Annotated in this window: 17 protein-coding genes; 5 read left to right on the top strand and 12 right to left on the bottom strand. The window is 63.5% G+C overall.

The features are described from left to right. Positions 1-250 precede the first annotated feature (250 nt). Entirely contained in the window at positions 251-2,452 is a 2,202-nt protein-coding gene (locus tag QA640_RS24820; RefSeq protein ID WP_283035565.1) for a lytic transglycosylase domain-containing protein, read from the top strand. A gap of 202 nt (positions 2,453-2,654) precedes the next feature. Here QA640_RS24820 and QA640_RS24825 read toward each other — a convergent pair whose 3' ends face one another. After that, entirely contained in the window at positions 2,655-3,032 is a 378-nt protein-coding gene (locus QA640_RS24825) for a hypothetical protein (RefSeq protein ID WP_283035566.1), read from the bottom strand. Beyond that, a complete protein-coding gene (locus QA640_RS24830; protein ID WP_283035567.1) occupies positions 3,029-3,223 on the bottom strand; it encodes a hypothetical protein in 195 nt (64 codons plus the stop codon). The genes QA640_RS24825 and QA640_RS24830 overlap by 4 nt, the downstream gene beginning before the upstream one ends. Positions 3,224-3,291: 68 nt before the next feature. Here QA640_RS24830 and QA640_RS24835 point away from each other — a divergent pair, with 68 nt between their 5' ends. The 4 genes from QA640_RS24835 (at position 3,292) to QA640_RS24850 (ending at position 7,837) form a co-directional block, all read left to right on the top strand. Continuing rightward, the gene (locus QA640_RS24835) at positions 3,292-3,591 is read left to right on the top strand and encodes a hypothetical protein (RefSeq protein WP_283035568.1); all 300 of its coding nucleotides are present in this window, start codon (positions 3,292-3,294) and stop codon (positions 3,589-3,591) included. Positions 3,592-4,435: 844 nt separating this feature from the next. Continuing rightward, positions 4,436-6,700 carry a PAS domain S-box protein gene (locus QA640_RS24840; protein ID WP_283035569.1) on the top strand — a complete coding sequence of 755 codons (2,265 nt, stop codon included), beginning with the start codon at positions 4,436-4,438 and terminating at the stop codon, positions 6,698-6,700. Positions 6,701-6,747: 47 nt separating this feature from the next. Then, positions 6,748-7,368: a response regulator transcription factor gene (locus QA640_RS24845; protein ID WP_283035570.1), complete on the top strand. Its 621-nt coding sequence runs from the start codon at positions 6,748-6,750 to the stop codon at positions 7,366-7,368. Positions 7,369-7,450: 82 nt separating this feature from the next. After that, positions 7,451-7,837: a response regulator gene (locus tag QA640_RS24850; RefSeq protein WP_283035571.1), complete on the top strand. Its 387-nt coding sequence runs from the start codon at positions 7,451-7,453 to the stop codon at positions 7,835-7,837. 22 nt (positions 7,838-7,859) lie between these two features. Here QA640_RS24850 and QA640_RS24855 read toward each other — a convergent pair whose 3' ends face one another. The 10 genes from QA640_RS24855 to adh form a co-directional block, all read right to left on the bottom strand. Beyond that, entirely contained in the window at positions 7,860-8,828 is a 969-nt protein-coding gene (locus QA640_RS24855; protein ID WP_283035572.1) for a tripartite tricarboxylate transporter substrate binding protein BugD, read from the bottom strand. A 336-nt stretch (positions 8,829-9,164) separates the two neighbouring features. Then, a complete protein-coding gene (locus QA640_RS24860) occupies positions 9,165-10,406 on the bottom strand; it encodes a threonine synthase (RefSeq protein WP_283035573.1) in 1,242 nt (413 codons plus the stop codon). A 128-nt stretch (positions 10,407-10,534) separates the two neighbouring features. Further along, the gene (gene lpdA / locus QA640_RS24865; protein WP_283035574.1) at positions 10,535-11,956 is read right to left on the bottom strand and encodes a dihydrolipoyl dehydrogenase; all 1,422 of its coding nucleotides are present in this window, start codon (positions 11,954-11,956) and stop codon (positions 10,535-10,537) included. Between the two features lie 143 nt (positions 11,957-12,099). Next, positions 12,100-13,461 carry a pyruvate dehydrogenase complex dihydrolipoamide acetyltransferase gene (locus tag QA640_RS24870; protein ID WP_283035575.1) on the bottom strand — a complete coding sequence of 454 codons (1,362 nt, stop codon included), beginning with the start codon at positions 13,459-13,461 and terminating at the stop codon, positions 12,100-12,102. A 66-nt stretch (positions 13,462-13,527) separates the two neighbouring features. Next, complete coding sequence (locus tag QA640_RS24875) at positions 13,528-13,980, bottom strand: nucleoside deaminase (RefSeq protein ID WP_283035576.1); 453 nt, start codon at positions 13,978-13,980, stop codon at positions 13,528-13,530. Between the two features lie 2 nt (positions 13,981-13,982). After that, positions 13,983-14,288 carry a DUF5076 domain-containing protein gene (locus tag QA640_RS24880; RefSeq protein WP_283035577.1) on the bottom strand — a complete coding sequence of 102 codons (306 nt, stop codon included), beginning with the start codon at positions 14,286-14,288 and terminating at the stop codon, positions 13,983-13,985. A 3-nt stretch (positions 14,289-14,291) separates the two neighbouring features. Next, positions 14,292-15,674 (bottom strand): pyruvate dehydrogenase complex E1 component subunit beta, encoded by a 1,383-nt coding sequence (locus tag QA640_RS24885; RefSeq protein ID WP_283035578.1) that lies wholly within the window; start codon positions 15,672-15,674, stop codon positions 14,292-14,294. Between the two features lie 29 nt (positions 15,675-15,703). Continuing rightward, positions 15,704-16,726 (bottom strand): pyruvate dehydrogenase (acetyl-transferring) E1 component subunit alpha, encoded by a 1,023-nt coding sequence (pdhA, locus tag QA640_RS24890; protein ID WP_283035579.1) that lies wholly within the window; start codon positions 16,724-16,726, stop codon positions 15,704-15,706. Positions 16,727-16,892: 166 nt separating this feature from the next. Further along, positions 16,893-18,281, bottom strand: a complete 1,389-nt coding sequence (locus QA640_RS24895) for a glycerophosphodiester phosphodiesterase family protein (RefSeq protein WP_283035580.1) — start codon at positions 18,279-18,281, stop codon at positions 16,893-16,895. 231 nt (positions 18,282-18,512) lie between these two features. Then, positions 18,513-20,030 carry an aldehyde dehydrogenase gene (adh, locus tag QA640_RS24900; RefSeq protein WP_283035581.1) on the bottom strand — a complete coding sequence of 506 codons (1,518 nt, stop codon included), beginning with the start codon at positions 20,028-20,030 and terminating at the stop codon, positions 18,513-18,515. Positions 20,031-20,286: the final 256 nt, after the last annotated feature.

The raw sequence follows: 20,286 nt of genomic DNA on the forward strand, positions 1-20,286 counted from the left end.
GGTTTTTCGCGGCAGTCGCCCGGCGCTACCGACGAAGGTTAACGCGCATTTACGATTTTACGGAGCGTCCGCCGTCATACGGAGCGTGAGTTGCAAAAGCCTTCTGGTTCGATTTCGGCGGCATTTTTGCCGCAATGTTGCCGGAGCGTGACATCGATCAAACGGGGCCATGTTATCGTTTGAGTCGCTCAAGCCCGCATCACGTCGCGGATCTTGGTTTGTGCTGATGGTTTCGCAGGGGGACCATGGAATGAACCAGTGCCTACGCTCGCTTGCGTGTTTCCTCACTATGGCTGTACTCGCGCTCGTCACGACGGAGGCGGCGGCGAAAGGCCATCACAAGCAATCCGGTCCGAAAAAGACGCATGAAGCGAAGGCCGGCAAGCAGCGCAGCGCTGCGGCCGCCGGCAAGCACCGCCACAGCAAGCATGCCGAAGCGAACCGGAAATCGAAGGCCCAGGACGAGGAGCCGTCGGAGAAGCCCTCGAGGCCGCCGCTGACCGGCGACCTCGCCGCGCTGAAGGACGCGATCGATCTGGCGCGCAAGGCCAAGACTGATGACGCCACCGCGGCCAGGAACCGGATCGCCGATCCCGCCGGGCAAAAGCTCGCCGAATGGTTCATTCTGCGGCATGCCGAGACGACCGCCGACTTCAACCATTACGCGGCGTTCATTGCCGCCAATCCGGACTGGCCGAGCATCGCGCAGTTCCGCCGCCGCGCCGAGGCGCGGCTCTGGCAGGAGAAGAGCGATGCGGCCACCGTGCACAAGTTCACCGCCGACCGGCCGCAAAGCGCCAAGGGTAAGTTCGCGCTCGCGCGCGTACTGCTGGCCGAGGGCAATCGCGAAGGGGCCGCAAGGCTCGTGCGTGATGCCTGGCGCGCGGAGGAATTGTCCGAGCGCACCGAGAGCGACGCTTACGAGACGTTCCGCGATCTTTTGACCGCGGATGATCATCGCGCCCGCATGGACAAGCGGCTCGGCGCCAAGGACTACGGCGCGGCGCGCCGCGCCGCAAAGCGTCTTGGCAGCGACGAGCTTGCGATCGTGAAGGCCTGCGCCGCGGTTAGCGGTAAGGAGAACAAGGCCAAGGATTATCTGGAGGACGTGCCGGCGGATGCGCGTCACGATCTCGGCTACACGCTGTGTCGCGTGCAATGGCACCTCCTGAAAGACCGCATCGACGATGCGGCGCAGGTCGTCCTCGCGGCCTCTCCCGACACCATGGCGCTCCAGGACACCGATGCCTGGTGGCGCGAGCGCCGGCTGCTGGCGCGCAAGCTGCTCGACCAGGGCAAGTTCAGGACGGCTTACGACGTGGTGCGGACAGCGGCCGTGCCGGCAATGGAGGTCTACCGCGTCGACTACCACTTCATGTGCGGCTGGATTGCGCTGCGCTATCTCGACGATCCCAAGACGGCGCTGATGCATTTTGCCGCGATCGACGAAGGCTCCGCCAATCCCATCGCGCTGTCGCGGGGGCACTACTGGCGCGGCCGTACGGCGGAAGTGCTGGGAGCGACCGCCGACGCGCTTCGAAGCTACCAGGCCGCCGCCCGCTATTCGACCGCCTATTACGGCCAGCTCGCACGCGCGAGGCTCGGCCTCGAGCACATCGATCTGCGCGCGCCCTCATCCGTGCTCGCCTCCGATGCGGCCCGGCCTTCGGACGAGCGTGTGCGCGCGGCCGACATGCTCTACGAGGTCGGCGAGCGCGACGTCGCGTTCTCCTTCGTCGCCGATTTCGCCGGAGAGAGCACCGACGTTGCCGCGCTCGAGGCGCTCGGTGAGCTCACGGGCCGGCGCAACGACGCGCACGCAATGCTGGAGATCGGCAAGCTGGCGCTCGCCCGCGGACTCGCGCTCGACCACTACGCCTTCCCGATCATCGGCATTCCCCCGCTCAAGCAGGTCGCGCCCGAGATCGAGACGAGCGTGATCTATTCGGTGGCGCGGACCGAAAGCGCGTTCGACCAGCGCGACAAGTCGCCGGCCAATGCGGTCGGGCTGATGCAGGTCACGCCGGAGGCCGGGCGCGACACCGCAAAGCGGTTCGGCGTCACCTACGACTGGGACCGCATGGTGTCCGATCCCGTCTACAACACCCAGATGGGCGCGGCCGAACTCAGTGCGCTGCTGTCGGAATATCGCGGCAACCAGATCATGACCTTCGCCGGCTACAACGCCGGTCGTGGCCGGGTCAGGGACTGGGTGCAGGCGCACGGCGATCCGCGCGACCCCAAGATCGATCCGGTCGACTGGGTCGAGCGCATTCCGCTGTCGGAGACGCGCAACTACGTCCAGCGGGTGATGGAGAACGTGCTGGTCTACCGCGCGCGGTTCGAGGAGTCCGGCGCGGTCGCGGCAAAATCCGACCAGCGCATCGTGACGCAGGAGGTCCGCGCAAAGCCCGCAGCGGCGACGCCTGCGAGCTTCACGGGCGCGGACTGATCCGTATTGATTCGCTGATTGATCAGCTGATTGACCAGCTGATTGATTCTTGGGGCCGTGGGTGGATTAGCGAAGCGTAACTCACCACGATGTGGAGGGGGCGTGGTTGGTTACGCCATCTGCTAACCCACCCTCGCTGGTCGACGCCTCCGGGGCTGGACGAGGCGTCTCTCAGGTCTGGTGACTGCGGCCCCACGCGGGCTCAATTGCGTGGCTCGCTATCACCTCCTTCCATCGCCATCAGGTCGTGAGCGCCCAAACATGCGTCGGTCAATGCTCGCGAGAAGGTCCACATCTGTATCGTAGAGCTCCAGCACGACACCGCACCCAAGACTGCGAGGACTTCGATGGCGCGGCTGGCGATGGTCGCGATGTTCTCGGTGGCCCGCGTCCCGGTGAGGCCGGGCATCGACCAATCCAACATCAGTATCGCGAGCTCGTTTCGGTGGTAGCAATCATGGTTACAGTACCGGCGCTGCGTCCGCGCATGCCGGATATAGCCGGACTGGAGCGGCTGCGAGCAGGTGCTACACGCGGCCTCGCGCGACGGCGGCTCGTGATTGACCACCACGAACTTCATGACGCCGCCCTCGCGGGCTCCTGCCGCTCCGTCACGGTCTCCCGAAACAGCGCATAGCATTCATAGTCGCAATAGGGCAGATTCGTCCCGATCTCGCGCAGATAGCTGCCGCCGATGCGCTCGCAGCACTGCAAGCACCAGGTTTGCCGGAACGGAGTCCTGTCGTTCACCAAAACGAAGGCGAAGCTCATGTGGCACCTCCCAATGCGAAGCAGTAGACGGTATCCAACGGAGAAAGCGCGGGAGGCGGGGCGCAAAGATGATTGCGGCCATCGGGGTTGTCCCTGTTGCGCTCTACCTTCTGGGCTGGGACGAGGATGTATTTGCCGTCTTCCCTGCGCCGCGCATAAAGCTTGCCGTCTTCGTACCTGATCTCGGTCGGGTAGCAGTCCGCGCTGTTGCAGCAGCTGAGCGCCGGGTTATCCGGCATGTGCCAGGTCGAATAGAACTTTTCGTGCAGAGCCTGATCCTGAGGAGGATGCTGGCGATGGGCAGCACCTTGCCCAACCTCCTGTGCCCGGACCGCCGCAGTGAGGCCAAGGAGGAGAACGCCCGATAAGAGGAGCTTGCACGATGGGTTCAAACGCAGCCTCCTGGATCAGAATTGCTGAACGGTCGGACCTCTCCGGCTGATCCTCACGCCACCTGAGCCCGAAACAGCCAACGGCGGTCGCGTTCGCTGCGCGCACGGAAACGATCGAGGCACTTCTTGGAACAGAGCGCGGTCCGCCACGAATAGTATCGGATCAGGCCAAACTGCCTGTTACAAACGGCACAGCTCTGGTCTGAAGGACGGCGCTCAGACTGTTCGGACTTATCGCACATCGTTCTCTCCCTCGTTCCGTTGTCCGTTCTCTTCGTTCGAATTCACGTGCATGCCGGATCGTGGAAATCGCCGTTTCGCCGTCGCGGCACGCCCACAGATGAATTGCGGCGCTGGCGTCGTAATGGTCGGCCATATCCTGCGGAACGTGCTGCGGAACGTAGTACGCTTGGGACCCGGTTCTTTCGCAATCGCCGCCACCGGCAGCACAATCGACCTTTCCCGATCGGTCATAAGGCTAGTCCGTCAGCAACGACGCGCTCAATTGTACGGAAGTAAATGACCGACATGACTAGGGATGGGCGAGCTATACCTAGGTTTGTCCCGTAGTTGCCCGGGACCTTGGACGGGCACTTTCGCAACGAGACGGCGCAGGCTGCGCCTGTTGCACGGTGTCCGCGAACTCCTGGCCAGCATAGCCCGCGCTTGGTTTGCGGAGAGGAGCAGCATGGCAATCCGCAAGTTCGGAGGTGGTACGTCGTGCCTCCTCATCGACCCGACTTTGGCGGGGGGAATTGCCGACGTTGTTGCAACGTGGTCTACTTGCATTCACCGCAGAGACGAGCCGGGACTGTCTGCGATGAAGCCTGGCCAGATGGCAAAAATCTGGATATCAGCCGCGCAATTCGTGTTCGGTTGCGTTGTGCTGGCGCTGGTGACCGCGGCCTGTTTCTTCCTCCAGGTCGGGCTCGCCGCGACCGCGTTCTGCTATCTCGTGGTGATCCTGTTGTTCGCACTCACGGACAGCTTCCTGGCCTCCGGTCTCCTCACTCTCCTCGCCGTTGCTGCGCTCGCCGATTTCTCGGCACCACCTTTTTTTGATTTCCACATCTCCGATCCGCAGGATCGCCTGGTGATCGCTCCCTTCCTTCTCGCATGCCTGATCGGATCGGGGTTGATCCAGCAGGCCCGCAGCGAACGGCGAGCTGGCCCCGTCAAGCCGAGCCTTAAATCCAGCGATGCCGATTTGCGAGAGGCCGTGAAGCAATGGCAGCAGGTCTTCGAGCACAACCCGGTCATGTATTTCATGGTCGATCCTTCCGGAACCGTGGTGAACGTGAACACGTTCGGTGCCGCGCAACTGGGCTATGCGGCAGAGGAGCTGATCGGCCAATCGGTGATGTGTGTGTTCTTCGAGGAAGACCGCGACTTCGTCCGCCGGTGCGTTGCGCTGTGCCTTGGGACCGTCGGCCAGTCGCACACCTGGGAAATCCGGAAGGTGCGCAAGGACGGCTCGGTCCTGTGGGTGCGCGAGAACGCCAAGGCCATGCTGAGAGCCGATGGCAAGCCGACCGTGCTGGTCGCCTGCGAGAACATCACCGAGCGCAAGGAAACGGAGAATGCGCTCCGACAGAGCGAGGCTTACCTCGCCCAGGCGCAGGAATTGAGCCACACCGGCAGCTTCGGCTGGAAGGCTGCGACCGGCGAGATCACGTGGTCGAAGGAGACGTATCGCATCTTCCAATGCGATGAGGCTGAGACGCCCACGATCCCGTTCATGCTCCAGCGTATCCATCCGGACGACAGGCTCGCGGTGCGGCGAACCACGGGGCACGCGATGCGCGAGGGGCGCGATTACGATCACGAATACCGGCTCGTGATGCCCGACGGCGCCGTGAAATATGTTCGCGCGGTGGCCCGCGCCACGCGAGACGCCGGCGGTAGCCTCGAATTCGTTGGCTCGGTCAGTGATATCACGGCGGCCAAGGAGGCGGAGCGACGACTCCGCGAAAGCGAGCAGCGCTTCCGCGACTATGCCGAAACTGCGTCCGACTGGTTCTGGGAGACCGGGCCGGACCATCGCGTCACCCGCGTCTCCGAACACCCTGAAACGGCCGGCATGGCCCCTTCCTGGGCGGTCGGGCTCACACGCTGGGATATTGCGCCCGATGCCGCGCTCCAACCGGAGAAGTGGCAACAGCATCGGGCGGCACTTGACGCCCACGTTCCGTTTCGCGACCTGGTGTACCGCAGCAAGGACCGGAACGGACAGCCGACCTACGTGCGCACCAGCGGCAAACCATTCTTCGACGCCAACGGCAATTTCCTCGGCTATCGTGGCGTCTGCAGCGATGTGACCGCGGCCATCCGGGCCGACCATGCCGAAGAGGCGCTGCGCAAGGCACAGAGCGAGCTCGCCCATGTGACCCGCGTCACGACGCTCGGCGAGCTGACCGCCTCGATTGCTCACGAACTGAATCAGCCCCTCGCCGCCGTGATGGCCAATGCCGATGCATGCATCGGATGGCTGCAGCGCAGTCCCCCCGATCTGAAAGGGGCACGCCGCTCAGTGGAGTGGATCATCGAGGACTGCAACCGTGCCAACGGGGTGATCCGTCATGTCCGGGCACTCGCCAAGCGAAGCGACATCGAGATGGTTCCGCTCGACGTGAACCAGGTCATTCGCGAGGCGGTCGCGCTCGTTCAGCGCGAGATGTCGACCCACGCCGTATCGGTACGAATGGAGTTGAGATCAGTGCTACCCAATACTCTCGGCGACCGAATCCAGTTACAGCAGGTGCTGATCAATCTGATCATGAATGGGATCGAAGCGATGGAATGCGTCATGGACCGCCCGCGCGAGCTGGTGATCCGCTCCGGTCCGGATGAAAACGGATCAGTGCTGGTGAGCGTGACGGACCGTGGGATCGGCATTTCTGCCGATGCAATTGATCGCATGTTCACACCGTTCTTCACCACCAAACCCAGCGGCCTGGGCATGGGACTCTCGATCTGCCGTTCCATCGTCGAGGCCCATGGCGGACGACTTTCGGCCTCGCCCAACGAGGGGCTCGGCGCGACGTTTCAGATCACCCTGCCCTTGCATCGGGAGGAAGCGTCTTGACCGAGCGTCCCGCTCCCTCCTTGCCGCAGGCGGGTAACAATGAGCCGATGGTCCTGGTCGTCGACGATGACGCGTCGGTACGCCGGGCGCTCACCAATCTCTTTGAATCGGTCGGCCTCAGGGTCGTGGCATTCGGCTCGGCGGCGGAGATCCTGCAAAGCAAGCCGCCGGAGGTCCCCAGCTGTCTGGTGCTCGACATCCGCCTGCCGGGACTGAGCGGCCTCGACCTGCAGGCCGATCTCGCCAAGGCAAACATCCACACGCCCATCATCTTCATCACGGGCCATGGCGACATTCCCATGACCGTCCGGGCCATGAAGAGTGGCGCGGTCGACTTCCTGACCAAGCCGGTGCGCGACCAGGACATGCTGGACGCGGTCCAGGCCGCGATCGAGCGCGATCGCAAGCGCCGCGAGATCGAGAAAACGGTGTCGAATGTCAAGTCCCGCTTCGAGTCCCTCACCCCGCGGGAACGGGACGTGCTGTCCCTGGTCGCATCCGGCATGATGAACAAGCACGTGGCCGCCGAGCTGGGATTGGCCGAAATCACCGTCAAGATCTATCGCGGCCAGATCATGCGGAAGATGGGTGCCAAGTCGCTGGCCGAGCTGGTGAGAATGAACGAGGCGCTCGGAATTCAGCACACCAAGAGGGACGAACAAACCTAAGTATGAGTTCCAAATCTCGCTCGATGGGCTCACCTTGGCTCCCGGCCGCCGTGCGACGGCAAGCAGATCGGGAGCGGACGTCTTGTCAGCGCCTTCAGTGATTTCGGTGCTCGACGATGATCCCTATGTGAGGGCCGCGATCGACAATCTGCTGGCGTCGCGCGGATACGTCGTCCACACATTCGCCTCGGCGGAAGAGTTCCTGGGCTCGACCGATCTGAACGGCGCCAGTTGCGTCATTGCGGACGTGCAGATGCCGGTCATGAGCGGGATCGACCTGTTGACGCAGATGCGTACCCAGGGCTCGGCCACGCCGTTCATATTCATTACGGCCTTTCCGGATGAGAGCGTGCGCGCACGTGCGCTGAGGGCCGGTGCTCTCTGCTTTCTTGGCAAGCCGTTCGCCACCTCGGAGCTGATCCAATGCCTGGAGACGGCGCTGGGAGGACGGCGGGAAGCCACGGCGTGATGCCCTACGGATGAGCTCCGCCTCACTCCACCTTGATGTCGGCCGCCTTGATGATCGGCCACCACTTGGCGATCTCGGCCTTCTGCCGCGCGCCGAGCGCTTCGGGGGTGAGCTGGCCCTGCGGCGGCATTTCGAGGCCGAGGTTTTCCATCTGCTTCTTCACGGCGGCATCGCCAAGCGCTTCCACCACCGCAACGTTGAGCTTCTTCACGATCTCCTGCGGCGTGCCCTTGGGTACCCATAGGCCCGACCACAGCGTCATCTGAAAGCCCTTCAGTCCGGCCTCGTCGGCGGTCGGGATTTCGGGCGCGGACGCCAGGCGTTTGTCGTCGCTGATCGCGTAGGCGCGGACGGTGCCGGCGCGGACCTGGTTGATGGAGTTGGAGGTTTGGTCGACGATGATGTCGATCTGGCCGGCGATCAGGTCGTTCAGCGCCGGCCCCGTGCCGCGATAGGGTACATATTGCAGCCTGATGCCGGAGACGCTTTCGAAATAGACGCCGGCGATGTGGCTGCCGGAGCCCGCACCGGCCGTGCCCGCGGTCGCGGGCGCGGGGCGCGACCTCAGCCAGGCGAGCAGCTCTTGCAGCGACGTCGCCGGCACGGCGTTCTTGCTGACGACGATCATCGGGTTGCTCGGCAGCAGCACCACCGGCTCGAGATCGGCGACGAGATCGTAAGGGAGCTTGTAGACCGCGCCGTTGGCGACGTGCGTGCCAAGATGGCCAAAGGAGATGGTGTAGCCGTCAGGAGCCGAATGCACGGCGCGACCCACCCCGATCGAGCCGCCCGCGCCGGTAACGTTCTCGACCACCACGGCCTGACCCAGCGTCGCCCGCATGCGCTCGGCGAGCACACGCGCCATCGCATCCGACGGCCCGCCGGCCGCGAATGGCACGATGATTGTGATGGGACGCGAGGGGTAGGTGTCGGCGCGCGCGGCGGCGGTCGCAAGGATTGCGATCAGAGCGGCCCAGATCATCTTTCGCATCTGCGTCTCCCTACAGCGTCTCTTTTCACCTACCCCGCAAGCGGCGCGAGGGACAACTACGAGCCCGTGCTAGCCTTACTGTGTCACCAACCCTCATGGTGAGGAGCGCGAAGCGCGTCTCGAACCATGAGGCCCCGCCCGTGGCCCACATCCTTCGAGACGCTTGCTTCGCAAGCTCCTCAGGATGAGGAGTTAGAGATGACGCAGTAAGGCTAGAGCATGATCGGGAAACGTGTGAAACGGTTCTCCCTCGCGACGAACGCGGAGCGTTTGCGCGGAGATCACGCTCAAACAACAACCTAAATCGCGATGACGATACATCCCGATCTCATCGCGCTAGAACTGCGAGAAGTCGATCGGCTTGTGGCGGTCGAGCGCGCGGTTGACCGGCGGCAGCGGATATTTCAGACCGGTCGCGCAATTGAACAGCATCACGCGATCGTTCTTGGTGACGCGGCCGTCAGCAAGGCTCTGCTTGTAGGCGGCGTAGGTCGCGGCACCCTCGGGACACAAGAGCAACCCCTCCTCGCGCGCGACCTCGCTCAGCGCGGACGAAATCTTGTCGTCATCGACCGCGATGGCAAAGCCGCTGCTCTCGCGCACGGCGCGCAGGATCAGGAAATCGCCGATTGCCTGCGGCACGCGGATGCCCGAGGCGATGGTGTGTGCATCCTCCCAGCGCGCCGCATGCTCGGTGCCCTCCTCATAGGCGCGCACCATCGGCGCGCAGCCCGACGCCTGCACAGCGACCATACGCGGGCGCTTCGACCCGATGAAGCCGATCTTCTCCAGCTCATCAAACGCCTTCCACATGCCGATCAGGCCGGTGCCGCCGCCGGTCGGATAGAAGATCACATCGGGCACGTCCCAGCCGAGCTGCTCGGCGAGTTCGAGCCCCATCGTTTTCTTGCCTTCGATCCGGTACGGCTCCTTCAGCGTCGAGGTGTCGAACCAGCCGACCTTTGCCTTGCCCTCGCCGACGATCTTGCCGCAATCGTCGATATAGCCGTTGACGCGGTAGACGGTCGCGCCCTGGAGTTCGATCTCGCTGACGTTCACCTCGGGCGTGTCGGCAGGGCAGAAGATGGTGGTCTTGATGCCGCACGAGGTCGCATAAGCGGCCAGCGCCGCGCCCGCGTTGCCGTTGGTCGGCATCGCCATGTGCTTGATGCCGAGCGCCTTGCCCATCGACACCGCCATGACGAGGCCGCGCGCCTTGAACGAGCCGGTCGGCAGCCGGCCTTCATCCTTGACGATGATCTCGCCGCCGCCGAGCTTGCGCGACAGCTTTGGCAGCCGGATCAGCGGCGTCGTGACCTCGCCGAGAGAAACGATGTCCTTGCACTTGCGCACCGGCAGAAGCTCGCGGTAGCGCCACATGTCGGCGGGGCGCTGGCTCAGTGCATCCTTGGTCAGCGCCTTCTTCACCCCGGTGAGGTCGTAGCGCACGAGAAGCGGTTTGCCGGCCTTGGAGAGGTTGTGCACCTGGTCGGCCGGATAGTGATCGCCCTCCATCGCGCATTCGAGATGGGTGACGAAGGTTGGGCGCTCGATGGTGAGGTTGTCGTTGTCTTGCACGGGGTGGTTTCCTTCTTATTCTGCAAACAGCTCTCTCTGCTCGTCATTGCGAGCGCAGCGAAGCAATCCAGAATCTTTCCGCGGAGGCAGTCTGGATTGCTTCGCTGCGCTCGCAACGACGGCGGCGGTCAGATATTCAGCACCCGTCCGTAGGCATCAAGTACGGATTCCTTCATCATCTCCGACAGGGTCGGATGCGGGAAGATCGTGTGCATCAACTCTTCTTCGGTCGTCTCGAGGTTCATCGCGACGACGTAACCCTGGATCAGCTCGGTGACCTCCGCGCCAATCATGTGCGCGCCGAGCAGTTGCCCGGTCTTCTTGTCGAAGATGACCTTGACGAGGCCCTGGTCCTCGCCGAGCGCGATCGCCTTGCCGTTGCCGACGAAGGGGAAGCGGCCGACGCGGATTTCACGGCCGTTCTCTTTCGCCGTCGCTTCGGTCAGGCCGACGGACGCGACCTGCGGATGGCAGTAGGTGCAACCCGGGATCATATCCTTGTCCATCGGATGCGGATGCAGGCCCTTGATCGCCTCGACGCAAATAACGCCCTCGTGCTCGGCCTTATGAGCCAACATAGGCGGACCGGCGACGTCGCCGATGGCATAGATGCCGGGGACGTTGGTCTTGCCATAGCCGTCAATCACGATGCAGCCGCGATCGGTTTTGACGCCGAGCTTTTCCAGGCCGAGATTCTCGATGTTGCCGACGACGCCGACCGCCGAGATCACCCGCTCGAATTCGATCGTCGCAGGCTTGCCCTTGCCGTCATCGATGGTGGCCACCACGCTGTCGGCCTTCTTCTCCAGCTTCGTCACCTTGGTCGAGGACATGATCTTGATGCCCATCTTCTCAAAGCGCTTGCGCGCGAGCCCTGCGATCTCGGCATCCTCGACAGGCAGGATCTGCGGCAGCACCTCGACAACGGTGACGTCGGATCCCATGGTATGGAAGAAGGAGGCGAACTCGATGCCAATGGCGCCCGAACCGACCACCAGCAGCGATTTCGGAAGCCGCTCCGGGATCATGGCCTCGAAATAGGTCCAGACCAGCTTCTTGTCGGGCTCGAGCCCCGGCAGCACGCGCGGCCGCGCGCCGGTCGCGACGATGATGTGTTTGGCCTGATAGGTCCCCTCGCCGAGCGAGCCCTTCGGCCCTTCGACGTCGGACTTCTTCACCGTGATCTTGCCAGGCGCGTCGATCGAGGCCGCACCCCAGATCACGCTGACCTTGTTCTTCTTCATCAGGAAGCCGACGCCGTCGTTCAGCCGCTTCGAGACCCCGCGCGAGCGCTGCACCACCGCCTTCGGATCGAACGAGACTTTTTCCGCCGACAGGCCGTAGTCCTTGGCGTGCTGCATGTAATGGTAGATCTCGGCCGAGCGCAGCAGCGCCTTGGTCGGGATGCAGCCCCAGTTCAGGCAGATGCCGCCGAGATAGGATTTTTCGACGATCGCGGTCTTGAAGCCGAGCTGCGCCGCGCGGATCGCGGTGACGTAGCCGCCGGGACCGGAGCCGATGATGATGATGTCGAAGGACGTGTCGGCCATGCTGTACGCTCGTTCCAATCGTTCAACCGGCTTGATTGTTCTGGCTCGTCATTGCGAGGACTCTTGCGACGAAGCAGTCCAGTCTGCCGGTCACGTCCTGGATTGCTTCGCTTCGCTCGCAATGACGCCGCAAATACGGTTCGTCACACCATCATCATGACGGGATTTTCGATGAGCTGCTTGAATGCGCCGATCAGCTCGGCGCCGAGCGCGCCGTCGATGGCACGGTGATCGCAGGACAGGGTCACGCTCATCATCTGCGCGATCTCGATCTTGCCGTTCCGCACTACGGGCCGCTCCTCGCTGGTGCCGACCGCCAAGATCGTTGCGTGCGGCGGGTTGATCACAGCCGTGAAGTCCTTGATGCCGAACATGCCGAGGTTGGAGACGGCCGTGGTGCCGCCCTGGTATTCCTCAGGCTTCAGCTTGCGCGAACGCGCACGCGTTGCAAAATCCTTCATCTCGTTGGAGATGGTGGACAGCGTCTTGGTCTCCGCCTTGCGGATGATCGGCGTGATCAGGCCGCCGGGCATCGCCACCGCAACGCCGACATCGGAATGGTGGTGCTTGACCATGCCGGACTCGGTCCAGCTCACATTGCAGTTCGGGATCTTCTGGAGCGCGACCGCCATCGCCTTGATGACGAAGTCGTTGACCGAGATCTTGTAGAGCGGCTTCTTCTCCTTGTCCTTCGGAGCTGCCGCATTGATCTCCTCGCGCGCCGCAAGCAACTTGCCGATGTCGCAGTCGATGGTGAGGTAGAAATGCGGAACGTTCTGGATCGACGCGGTCAAACGCTGGGCAATCGTGCGGCGCATGCCGTCATGCGGGACGATGTCGTAGGAGCCCGGCTCGAACAGCGCCAGAATCTGCTTGTCCGACATGGTCGGCGCGATCGAGGGCGCGGCTGACGGGCCGGCCGCCGGCGCCTTGAGGCCCTTGCCGGACTTGGCCTGCTCGACGTCGCGCGCAACGACGCGACCGTGCGGGCCGGTGCCCGTCACCATCGAAATCTCGATGCCGGCGTCCTTCGCCAGACGCCGCGCGAGCGGCGAGGAGAACACGCGGCCGCCATGGCCGTTGGCTTGCGCGGCCGGTGCTGCAGCCTGGGGCGCAGGACCAGCAGCGGGAGCCGGTGCCGCTTTCGGCGCAGCCGGTGCGGGCGCTGGAGCAGCGGCCGGTGCTTCCGCGGCCTTTTCAGGCGCCTTGGGTGGCGCAGCCGACGCGGCGGGCTTGACAGCACCCGCGGCCTTCACGTCCTCGCCCTCGCCGGCAAGCACGGCGATGACGTCGTTCACCGGCACGTCCTGGGTGCCCTCGGGCACCAGAATCTTTGCGATCGTGCCTTCGTCGATCGCCTCGACCTCCATGGTGGCCTTGTCGGTCTCGATCTCGGCGATGACGTCGCCGGATTTGACCTTGTCGCCCTCCTTCTTCAGCCACTTGGCGAGGTTGCCCTTCTCCATCGTTGGCGAGAGAGCTGGCATCAGGATGTTGATGGGCATGCTGACCTCACGAAGAACTTCTCAAAACGTCGTCTTCCGACCCACCGGAAGGCGAACAGACCAGGATTAGTTGCCGATGTCGCCCTGCCACAGGCGCTCATTGGCGGGATTGGAACGCCACGTCTTCATCATGGCGATGGAGCGGTCGTCGGCAAGATCGATCCAGGGGATACCGAACTTGTCGAGAATGTCCTTGGAGCCCGGGAAGGTGACGGACTCGCCGATCACCACCAGCGAGACCTTGAACAGTCCGAGCGCGCCCGCACACATCGAACATGGCGACAGCGTGGTGTACATGACGGTGTCGTGGAACGAGATCACTCCGGCATCGCGCAGGCAGCTCATCTCGCCGTGCAGGATGACGTTCTTCTCCTGCACGCGGTTGTTGTGGCCGCGGGCGATGATGTTCTTGTCGCGCGTCAGCACGGCGCCGATCGGTAGGCCGCCTTGCGCGATGGAGGCCTCGGCCTCTTTGATCGCCTCCAGCATGAGATCGTAGTGATAGGATTCGATCGCCACGCTCAGTGCCCCTTCTGCCCGCGCGGCGTCGTGGTGCCGAGGTCGGTCGGACGCTCGATCTCGGCCTCGAACATATCGAGGATTCGGCCCAGCGCCTCCTCCTCGCTCATCTCGCTCTCGCGCGCATAGGCGCGCGCGGCGTGGCGGGCGAGATCGACGAGCAGGAGGCCCCACATGTCGGGCTCCTCAAAGGCACGCTGGAACGCCATCGACAGCCCGCCATCGAGCACGAACACGCGCAGAATCTCGATCGCGTCCTCGCGTCCAATCACGTCAGGCGGAAGCGGCTGTTCCTTGGGCCCTGCCATGGTCTACCTGTAGCAGACGGCTTTGGCGGCCTCGACCACTTCGGCTGCCGAGGGCAGCGCGAGCTTCTCCAGGTTCGCGGCATAGGGCATCGGGACGTCCTTGCCGGACACGCGCGTCACCGGCGCGTCCAGGTAGTCGAAGGCATGCTCCATGATGCGCGCGGCGATCTCGGCGCCGACGCCGCTCTGGGCCCAGCCCTCCTCCACCGTGACGGCACGGCCGGTCTTCTTCACGGAGTTGATGATGGTCTCGGTGTCCATCGGACGCAGCGTGCGCAGGTCGATCACCTCGGCCTCGATGCCGTCCTTGGCGAGTTCGTCAGCGGCCTTCAGTGCGTAGGTCATGCCGTTCGACCAGGAGATGATGCTGACGTGGCTGCCCGAGCGCACGATACGCGCCTTGCCGATCGGGATCACATAATCGGCGAGCTTCGGCACCTCGCCGGTGTGGCCATAGAGAACTTCGTTCTCGAGGAAGATCACCGGATTGGGATCGCGGATCGCGGCCTTGAGCAGGCCCTTGGCATCCGCGGCCGAATACGGCGCGATCACCTTGAGGCCCGGAATATGCGAGTACCAGGCCGAGTAATCCTGGCTATGCTGGGCGGCAACGCGCGCAGCGGCGCCGTTGGGGCCGCGGAACACAATCGAGCAGCCCATCTGGCCGCCGGACATATAGAGCGTTTTCGCGGCGGAGTTGATGATCTGGTCCATCGCCTGCATGGCGAAGTTGAAGGTCATGAACTCGACGATCGGCTTCAGGCCGGCCATCGCCGCGCCGATGCCGATGCCGGCAAAGCCATGCTCGGTGATCGGCGTGTCGATGACGCGCCTGGCGCCGAATTCCTGGAGCAGGCCCTGCGTGACCTTGTAGGCGCCCTGATATTCGGCGACCTCCTCGCCCATCACGAAGACATCGGCGTCGCGCCGCATCTCTTCGGCCATGGCATCGCGCAGCGCCTCGCGGATCGTCTGCGTCACCATCTCGGTGCCGGCGGGCACTTCCGGATCCGGCTCGGCAACAGCCTGCGGCGCGGACGGCGCCGCGGGCTTCGGCGCAGGCGCCTCGGCCTTGGCGACGGGCGCGGCTTCTGCAGCCGGCTTCGCCGGGGCCGGCGCTTTCGCAAGATCAGCGGCGCTCTCGCCGTCGGCGAGAATCGTCGCGATCGGCGTGTTCACGGCTACGTCGGCGGTGCCTTCGGGGATCAGGATCTTGCCGAGCGTGCCTTCATCGGTCGCCTCGACCTCCATGGTCGCCTTGTCGGTCTCGATCTCGGCGATCACGTCGCCCGACTTGATCGTCTCGCCCTCTTTTTTCAGCCATTTGGCGAGGTTGCCCTTTTCCATCGTGGGCGACAGCGCGGGCATCAGCACTTGAATTGGCATATCGACTCCAAAAGAAAGCTTGCGCGCTTTTAGCGGTAAACGTCGGTCCAGAGCTCGGCAGCATCTGGCTCGGGATCATGCTGGGCAAAATCGGCGGAAGCGTTGACGATGTCGCGGACCTCGGCGTCGATCGCCTTCAGATCCTGCTCGCTTACCTTGGCGGCCAGGAGGCGGTTGCGCACCTGCTCGATCGGATCCTGGTCGTGGCGGATCTTCTCGACCTCCTCGCGCGTGCGGTATTTTGCAGGGTCCGACATCGAGTGGCCGCGGTAGCGGTAGGTCTGCATCTCCAGGATCACCGGGCCCTTGCCAGCGCGGCACCAGGCAACCGCTTCATCGGCCGCGGCCTTCACGGCGCGGACATCCATGCCGTCGACCTGATGACCGGGGATGTTGAACGACAGGCCGCGCTTGGAGAAATCCTGCTGCGCCGAGGCGCGCGACACCGCCGTGCCCATGGCGTAGCGGTTGTTCTCGATGACGAAGATCACCGGAAGCTTCCAGAGCTCCGCCATGTTGAAGCTCTCATAGACCTGGCCCTGGTTCGCCGCGCCATCGCCGAAATAGGTGACTGCGACGTTGTCGTTGCCGCGATAGTGGTTGGCGAAAGCGAGGCCCGCGCCGAGCGAGACCTGGGCGCCAACGATTCCGTGGCCGCCGTAAAACTTCTTCTCCACACTGAACATGTGCATGGAGCCGCCCTTGCCCTTGGAATAGCCGCCGCGGCGTCCGGTGAGCTCGGCCATGACGCCGTTGGCCTCCATGCCGGTGGCCAGCATATGGCCGTGGTCGCGATAGCCGGTGATGACCTGGTCGCCGTCCTTCAGCGCCATCTGCATGCCGACCACCACGGCCTCCTGGCCGATATAGAGGTGGCAGAAGCCGCCAATCGCGCCCATGCCGTAGAGCTGGCCGGCTTTCTCCTCGAACCGCCGGATCAGGAGCATGTCGCGGAGCGCCTTGAGCTCCTGCTCTCTGGTGAATTCCGGGGGCGAACCGCCGTTGGTTTTGTCCTGTGGAGCGCTTGCGGCGGCTTTCTTGGGTGCGGCCATTGGAATTCCGGGTCAGAGAAAACTAAGCCCTCTCTAACCTAACTCAATCGCGTGCGAAAGCACCGCTGCGACATCGCGCGACATTCATTATGCCGCACTGCAACCTGACCGAAATATTGCAAAATCTTTGGCGCCGATCGGGCAACAATTGCTCCCCGGGCCGGCCTCACCAGCCCAGCTCTCGCAAGTAGGCTGCCCGGGCATCAACTCCGGTATGCGTGAAGTCGGTAAAGACCCCATCCACGCCGAGACGAAAGAATTTTAGATATTCAAGGCTTGGATTGCCGTGATAGTCGCCAGCCAGATACTTCTTCTCGTTTCGGAAAGTGAAAACGTGCACGAACAGGCCGAGCTTGTGCGCGTCGGCAACGAGGCTGGTTGCTTCCTGGGTCGAAGCCTCCGGCGTCGATCCCTTGTAGGGAGTGCCGTCGGCATTGCTGTCCTTCCACGGAGAAATCCTGAGCGGAACGATATAAGGCTTCCACGGACCGATGCCATCGGCGTAGGTCTTGATCTCCGCAAGACCTTCAGAGGTTAGCATCGCATCGTACAAGCGCGCGTCACCTGCAACCGTCCAGTCGAATGGACGCGAATTGGTGATGTTGTCGTTAAGGACCTTCCCGTTCCTGAAGTCGACACCGTTGCCATCGATGAGCTGGACCTGCCGCGTCTCCAGGCCACGGCTGCGCATATATTTCAGGCTGCCGGGCTCGAAGCTCTGAACAAGGATGGGAGCTTCCTTCGCGTTGAGGCCGTTGTCCTTGATGATCTTGATCAGGGCATCCTCGAGCGGGTGGCTGCCGGGCCCGCCGCAGCCATTGGCGATCGCCTGAGCATTGTTCCAGGTGGGATTCTTGGTTTCCGGATAGACGGCGATGGGACGCCCCGTCTCCTTGCTCTTGGCCTTGGCGATGTCGATAATGTCCTGGAAACTGACGATCGGGAACTTGCCGTTGAAGACCTTCGGCCTTTCGTTGGCCGCATCATAGGTGGTGCCGGCGACCCACTCCTTCAGCTCGGCCATGGTGAAGTCGGTGATCGACCAATCATTGGTATGGTCCTCGCCGTCCACGATCAGCGATTTCAGCACCGATTTGGGGTCGGCCGGATCGGTGAGATCCGTGAGGTAGTCAGCAGGCGTGCTGGCGGAAGATGGGGCCTTGACGCGCACACCGGGCACCGTGCGCTTGCGGGCCGCAACCGCCGGATTGGTCTTCGCCACTTCGGCAATGTTGGTATTGTCGCCCAGCCAAGGGTTGTGACGCGCGACCAATACACAATCCTTGGTGAGGTGCAGGTCTTCTTCGAGCGCGTCGGTTCCGAGGGCCGCGGCAAGGTCATACGATGCCTCGGTCTCTTCGGGCACCAGCCCCGGCAGGCCGCGATGCCCGAGGATCAATGGCGGCTTTCCGTCAAGGGTCAGGAGGTTCTTGGCGCCGGCTGGCGCCGAGCCGGTCTGTGCAAAAGCCATCGACGGTGAGAGGAACGCCAAAGCCGCGGCACCGAGCAGCACCGCTCCAACACGAGAATTCAGTTGTGAACGACTGTGCTTCATGGCCGTGCCTCCATCTTTTGCGCAGCATCGCTTCGAATGCCACAAGGACCGAGCTGAATAAAGTCGGCGCCTCGTCTTCTTGTCGCAAATTTCTGACAGACGGATGACGGTGGGCTGGGTCGACAAAAGCTCCTGAATGCACGGGGACATGCGCGCGTTGGCGACGCATCCAGCGCTATCTCGCATAGTTCGAAAAAGGGCGGCGCAAGGTTGCGCCGCCCTCGCCGACGATCAGAAGAAGCCAAGCTTCTTCGGGCTGTAGCTGACCAGGAGGTTCTTGGTCTGCTGATAGTGGTCGAGCATCATCTTGTGCGTCTCGCGGCCGACGCCCGACTGCTTGTAGCCGCCGAACGCCGCATGCGCGGGATAGGCGTGGTAGCAGTTGGTCCAGACCCGGCCTGCCTGGATAGCGCGGCCGAAGCGATAGCAGCGATTGGCGTCGCGGCTCCAGACACCGGCACCGAGGCCATAGAGTGTGTCGTTGGCGATCGCGAGCGCCTCGTCGTCGGTCTTGAAGGTCGTGACCGAGACGACGGGGCCGAAGATCTCCTCCTGGAAGATCCGCATCTTGTTGTGGCCCTGGAACACGGTCGGCTGGACGTAGTAGCCGCCCGCAAGATCGCCGCCGAGGCTGGCGCGGCCACCGCCGGCCAGGACCTTCGCCCCTTCCTTCTTGCCGATGTCGATATAGGAAAGAATTTTCTCCAACTGCTCGCCGGAGGCCTGGGCGCCGATCATGGTGTCGGCATCGCGCGGATCGCCCTGCTTGATCGCGGCGACGCGCTTGAGCGCCCGTTCCATGAAGCGGTCGTAGATGTCCTCATGGACCAGCGCGCGGCTCGGACAGGTACAGACCTCGCCCTGGTTCAGAGCGAACATGACGAAGCCCTCGATCGCCTTGTCGAAGAAATCGTCGTCTTCGGCGGTGACATCCTTGAAGAAAATGTTCGGCGACTTGCCGCCGAGTTCGAGCGTGACGGGAATGAGGTTCTGGCTGGCATATTGCATGATCAGCCGGCCCGTCGTGGTTTCGCCCGTGAAGGCGATCTTGGCGATGCGCGGGCTGGACGCGAGCGGCTTGCCGGCTTCAAGGCCAAAGCCGTTGACGATGTTGAGGACGCCGGGCGGCAACAGATCGGCGATGATCTCGGCCCAGACCATGATCGAGGCCGGCGTCTGCTCGGCGGGCTTGAGCACCACGCAATTGCCGGCGGCGAGCGCAGGCGCGAGCTTCCAGCAGGCCATCAGCAGCGGGAAGTTCCAAGGGATGATCTGGCCCACGACGCCGAGCGGCTCGTGGAAATGATAGGCGATCGTGTCGTGATCGATCTCGCCGATCGAGCCTTCCTGGGCGCGCACGACGCCGGCGAAGTAGCGGAAGTGATCGATCGCCAGTGGCAGGTCGGCGGCACGGGTCTCGCGGATCGGCTTGCCGTTGTCCCAGGTCTCGGCGATCGCGAGCCGCTCGAGATTCTCTTCCATGCGGTCGGCTATCTTGTTCAGGATCGCGGCGCGCTCGGCGACGCTGGTGCGTCCCCAGGCGGCCTTGGCGGCGTGCGCTGCGTCGAGCGCGGCTTCGACGTCCTGGTGATCGGAGCGCGCGATCTTGCAGACGACCTGACCGTTCACGGGCGAGGCGTTGTCAAAATACTTGCCGGAGATCGGCGCGACGAATTTGCCGCCGATGAGATTGTCGTAGCGGGCGGCGAAGGGAACTTGTGTGACGCTGAGGAATTCGACCTTATTCATGTTCACTCCCGATGTTGCTGTTTGCGCGATCGTCGTGTGTTCACGACTTGCGCAGACGATGAAGCGGGAGGCGTTTTCTGTCAGCCCATGCGCAAACGATGGTCGCGCCGACCTGTCGCAGTTCTGCGACAGGTGAAGCAGCCGCTCATGATGCGGCCACACATGCCGACCTCGTCCCGAGGAGTGCGACCCGCCCGGCTCCTCAAAGCAAGGGGCAAGATAGGTCATTCGCGGCTTCCACATCGTCATTGCGAGC

It is taken from the genome of Bradyrhizobium sp. CB82, assembly GCF_029714405.1.
GTDB lineage: Bacteria > Pseudomonadota > Alphaproteobacteria > Rhizobiales > Xanthobacteraceae > Bradyrhizobium.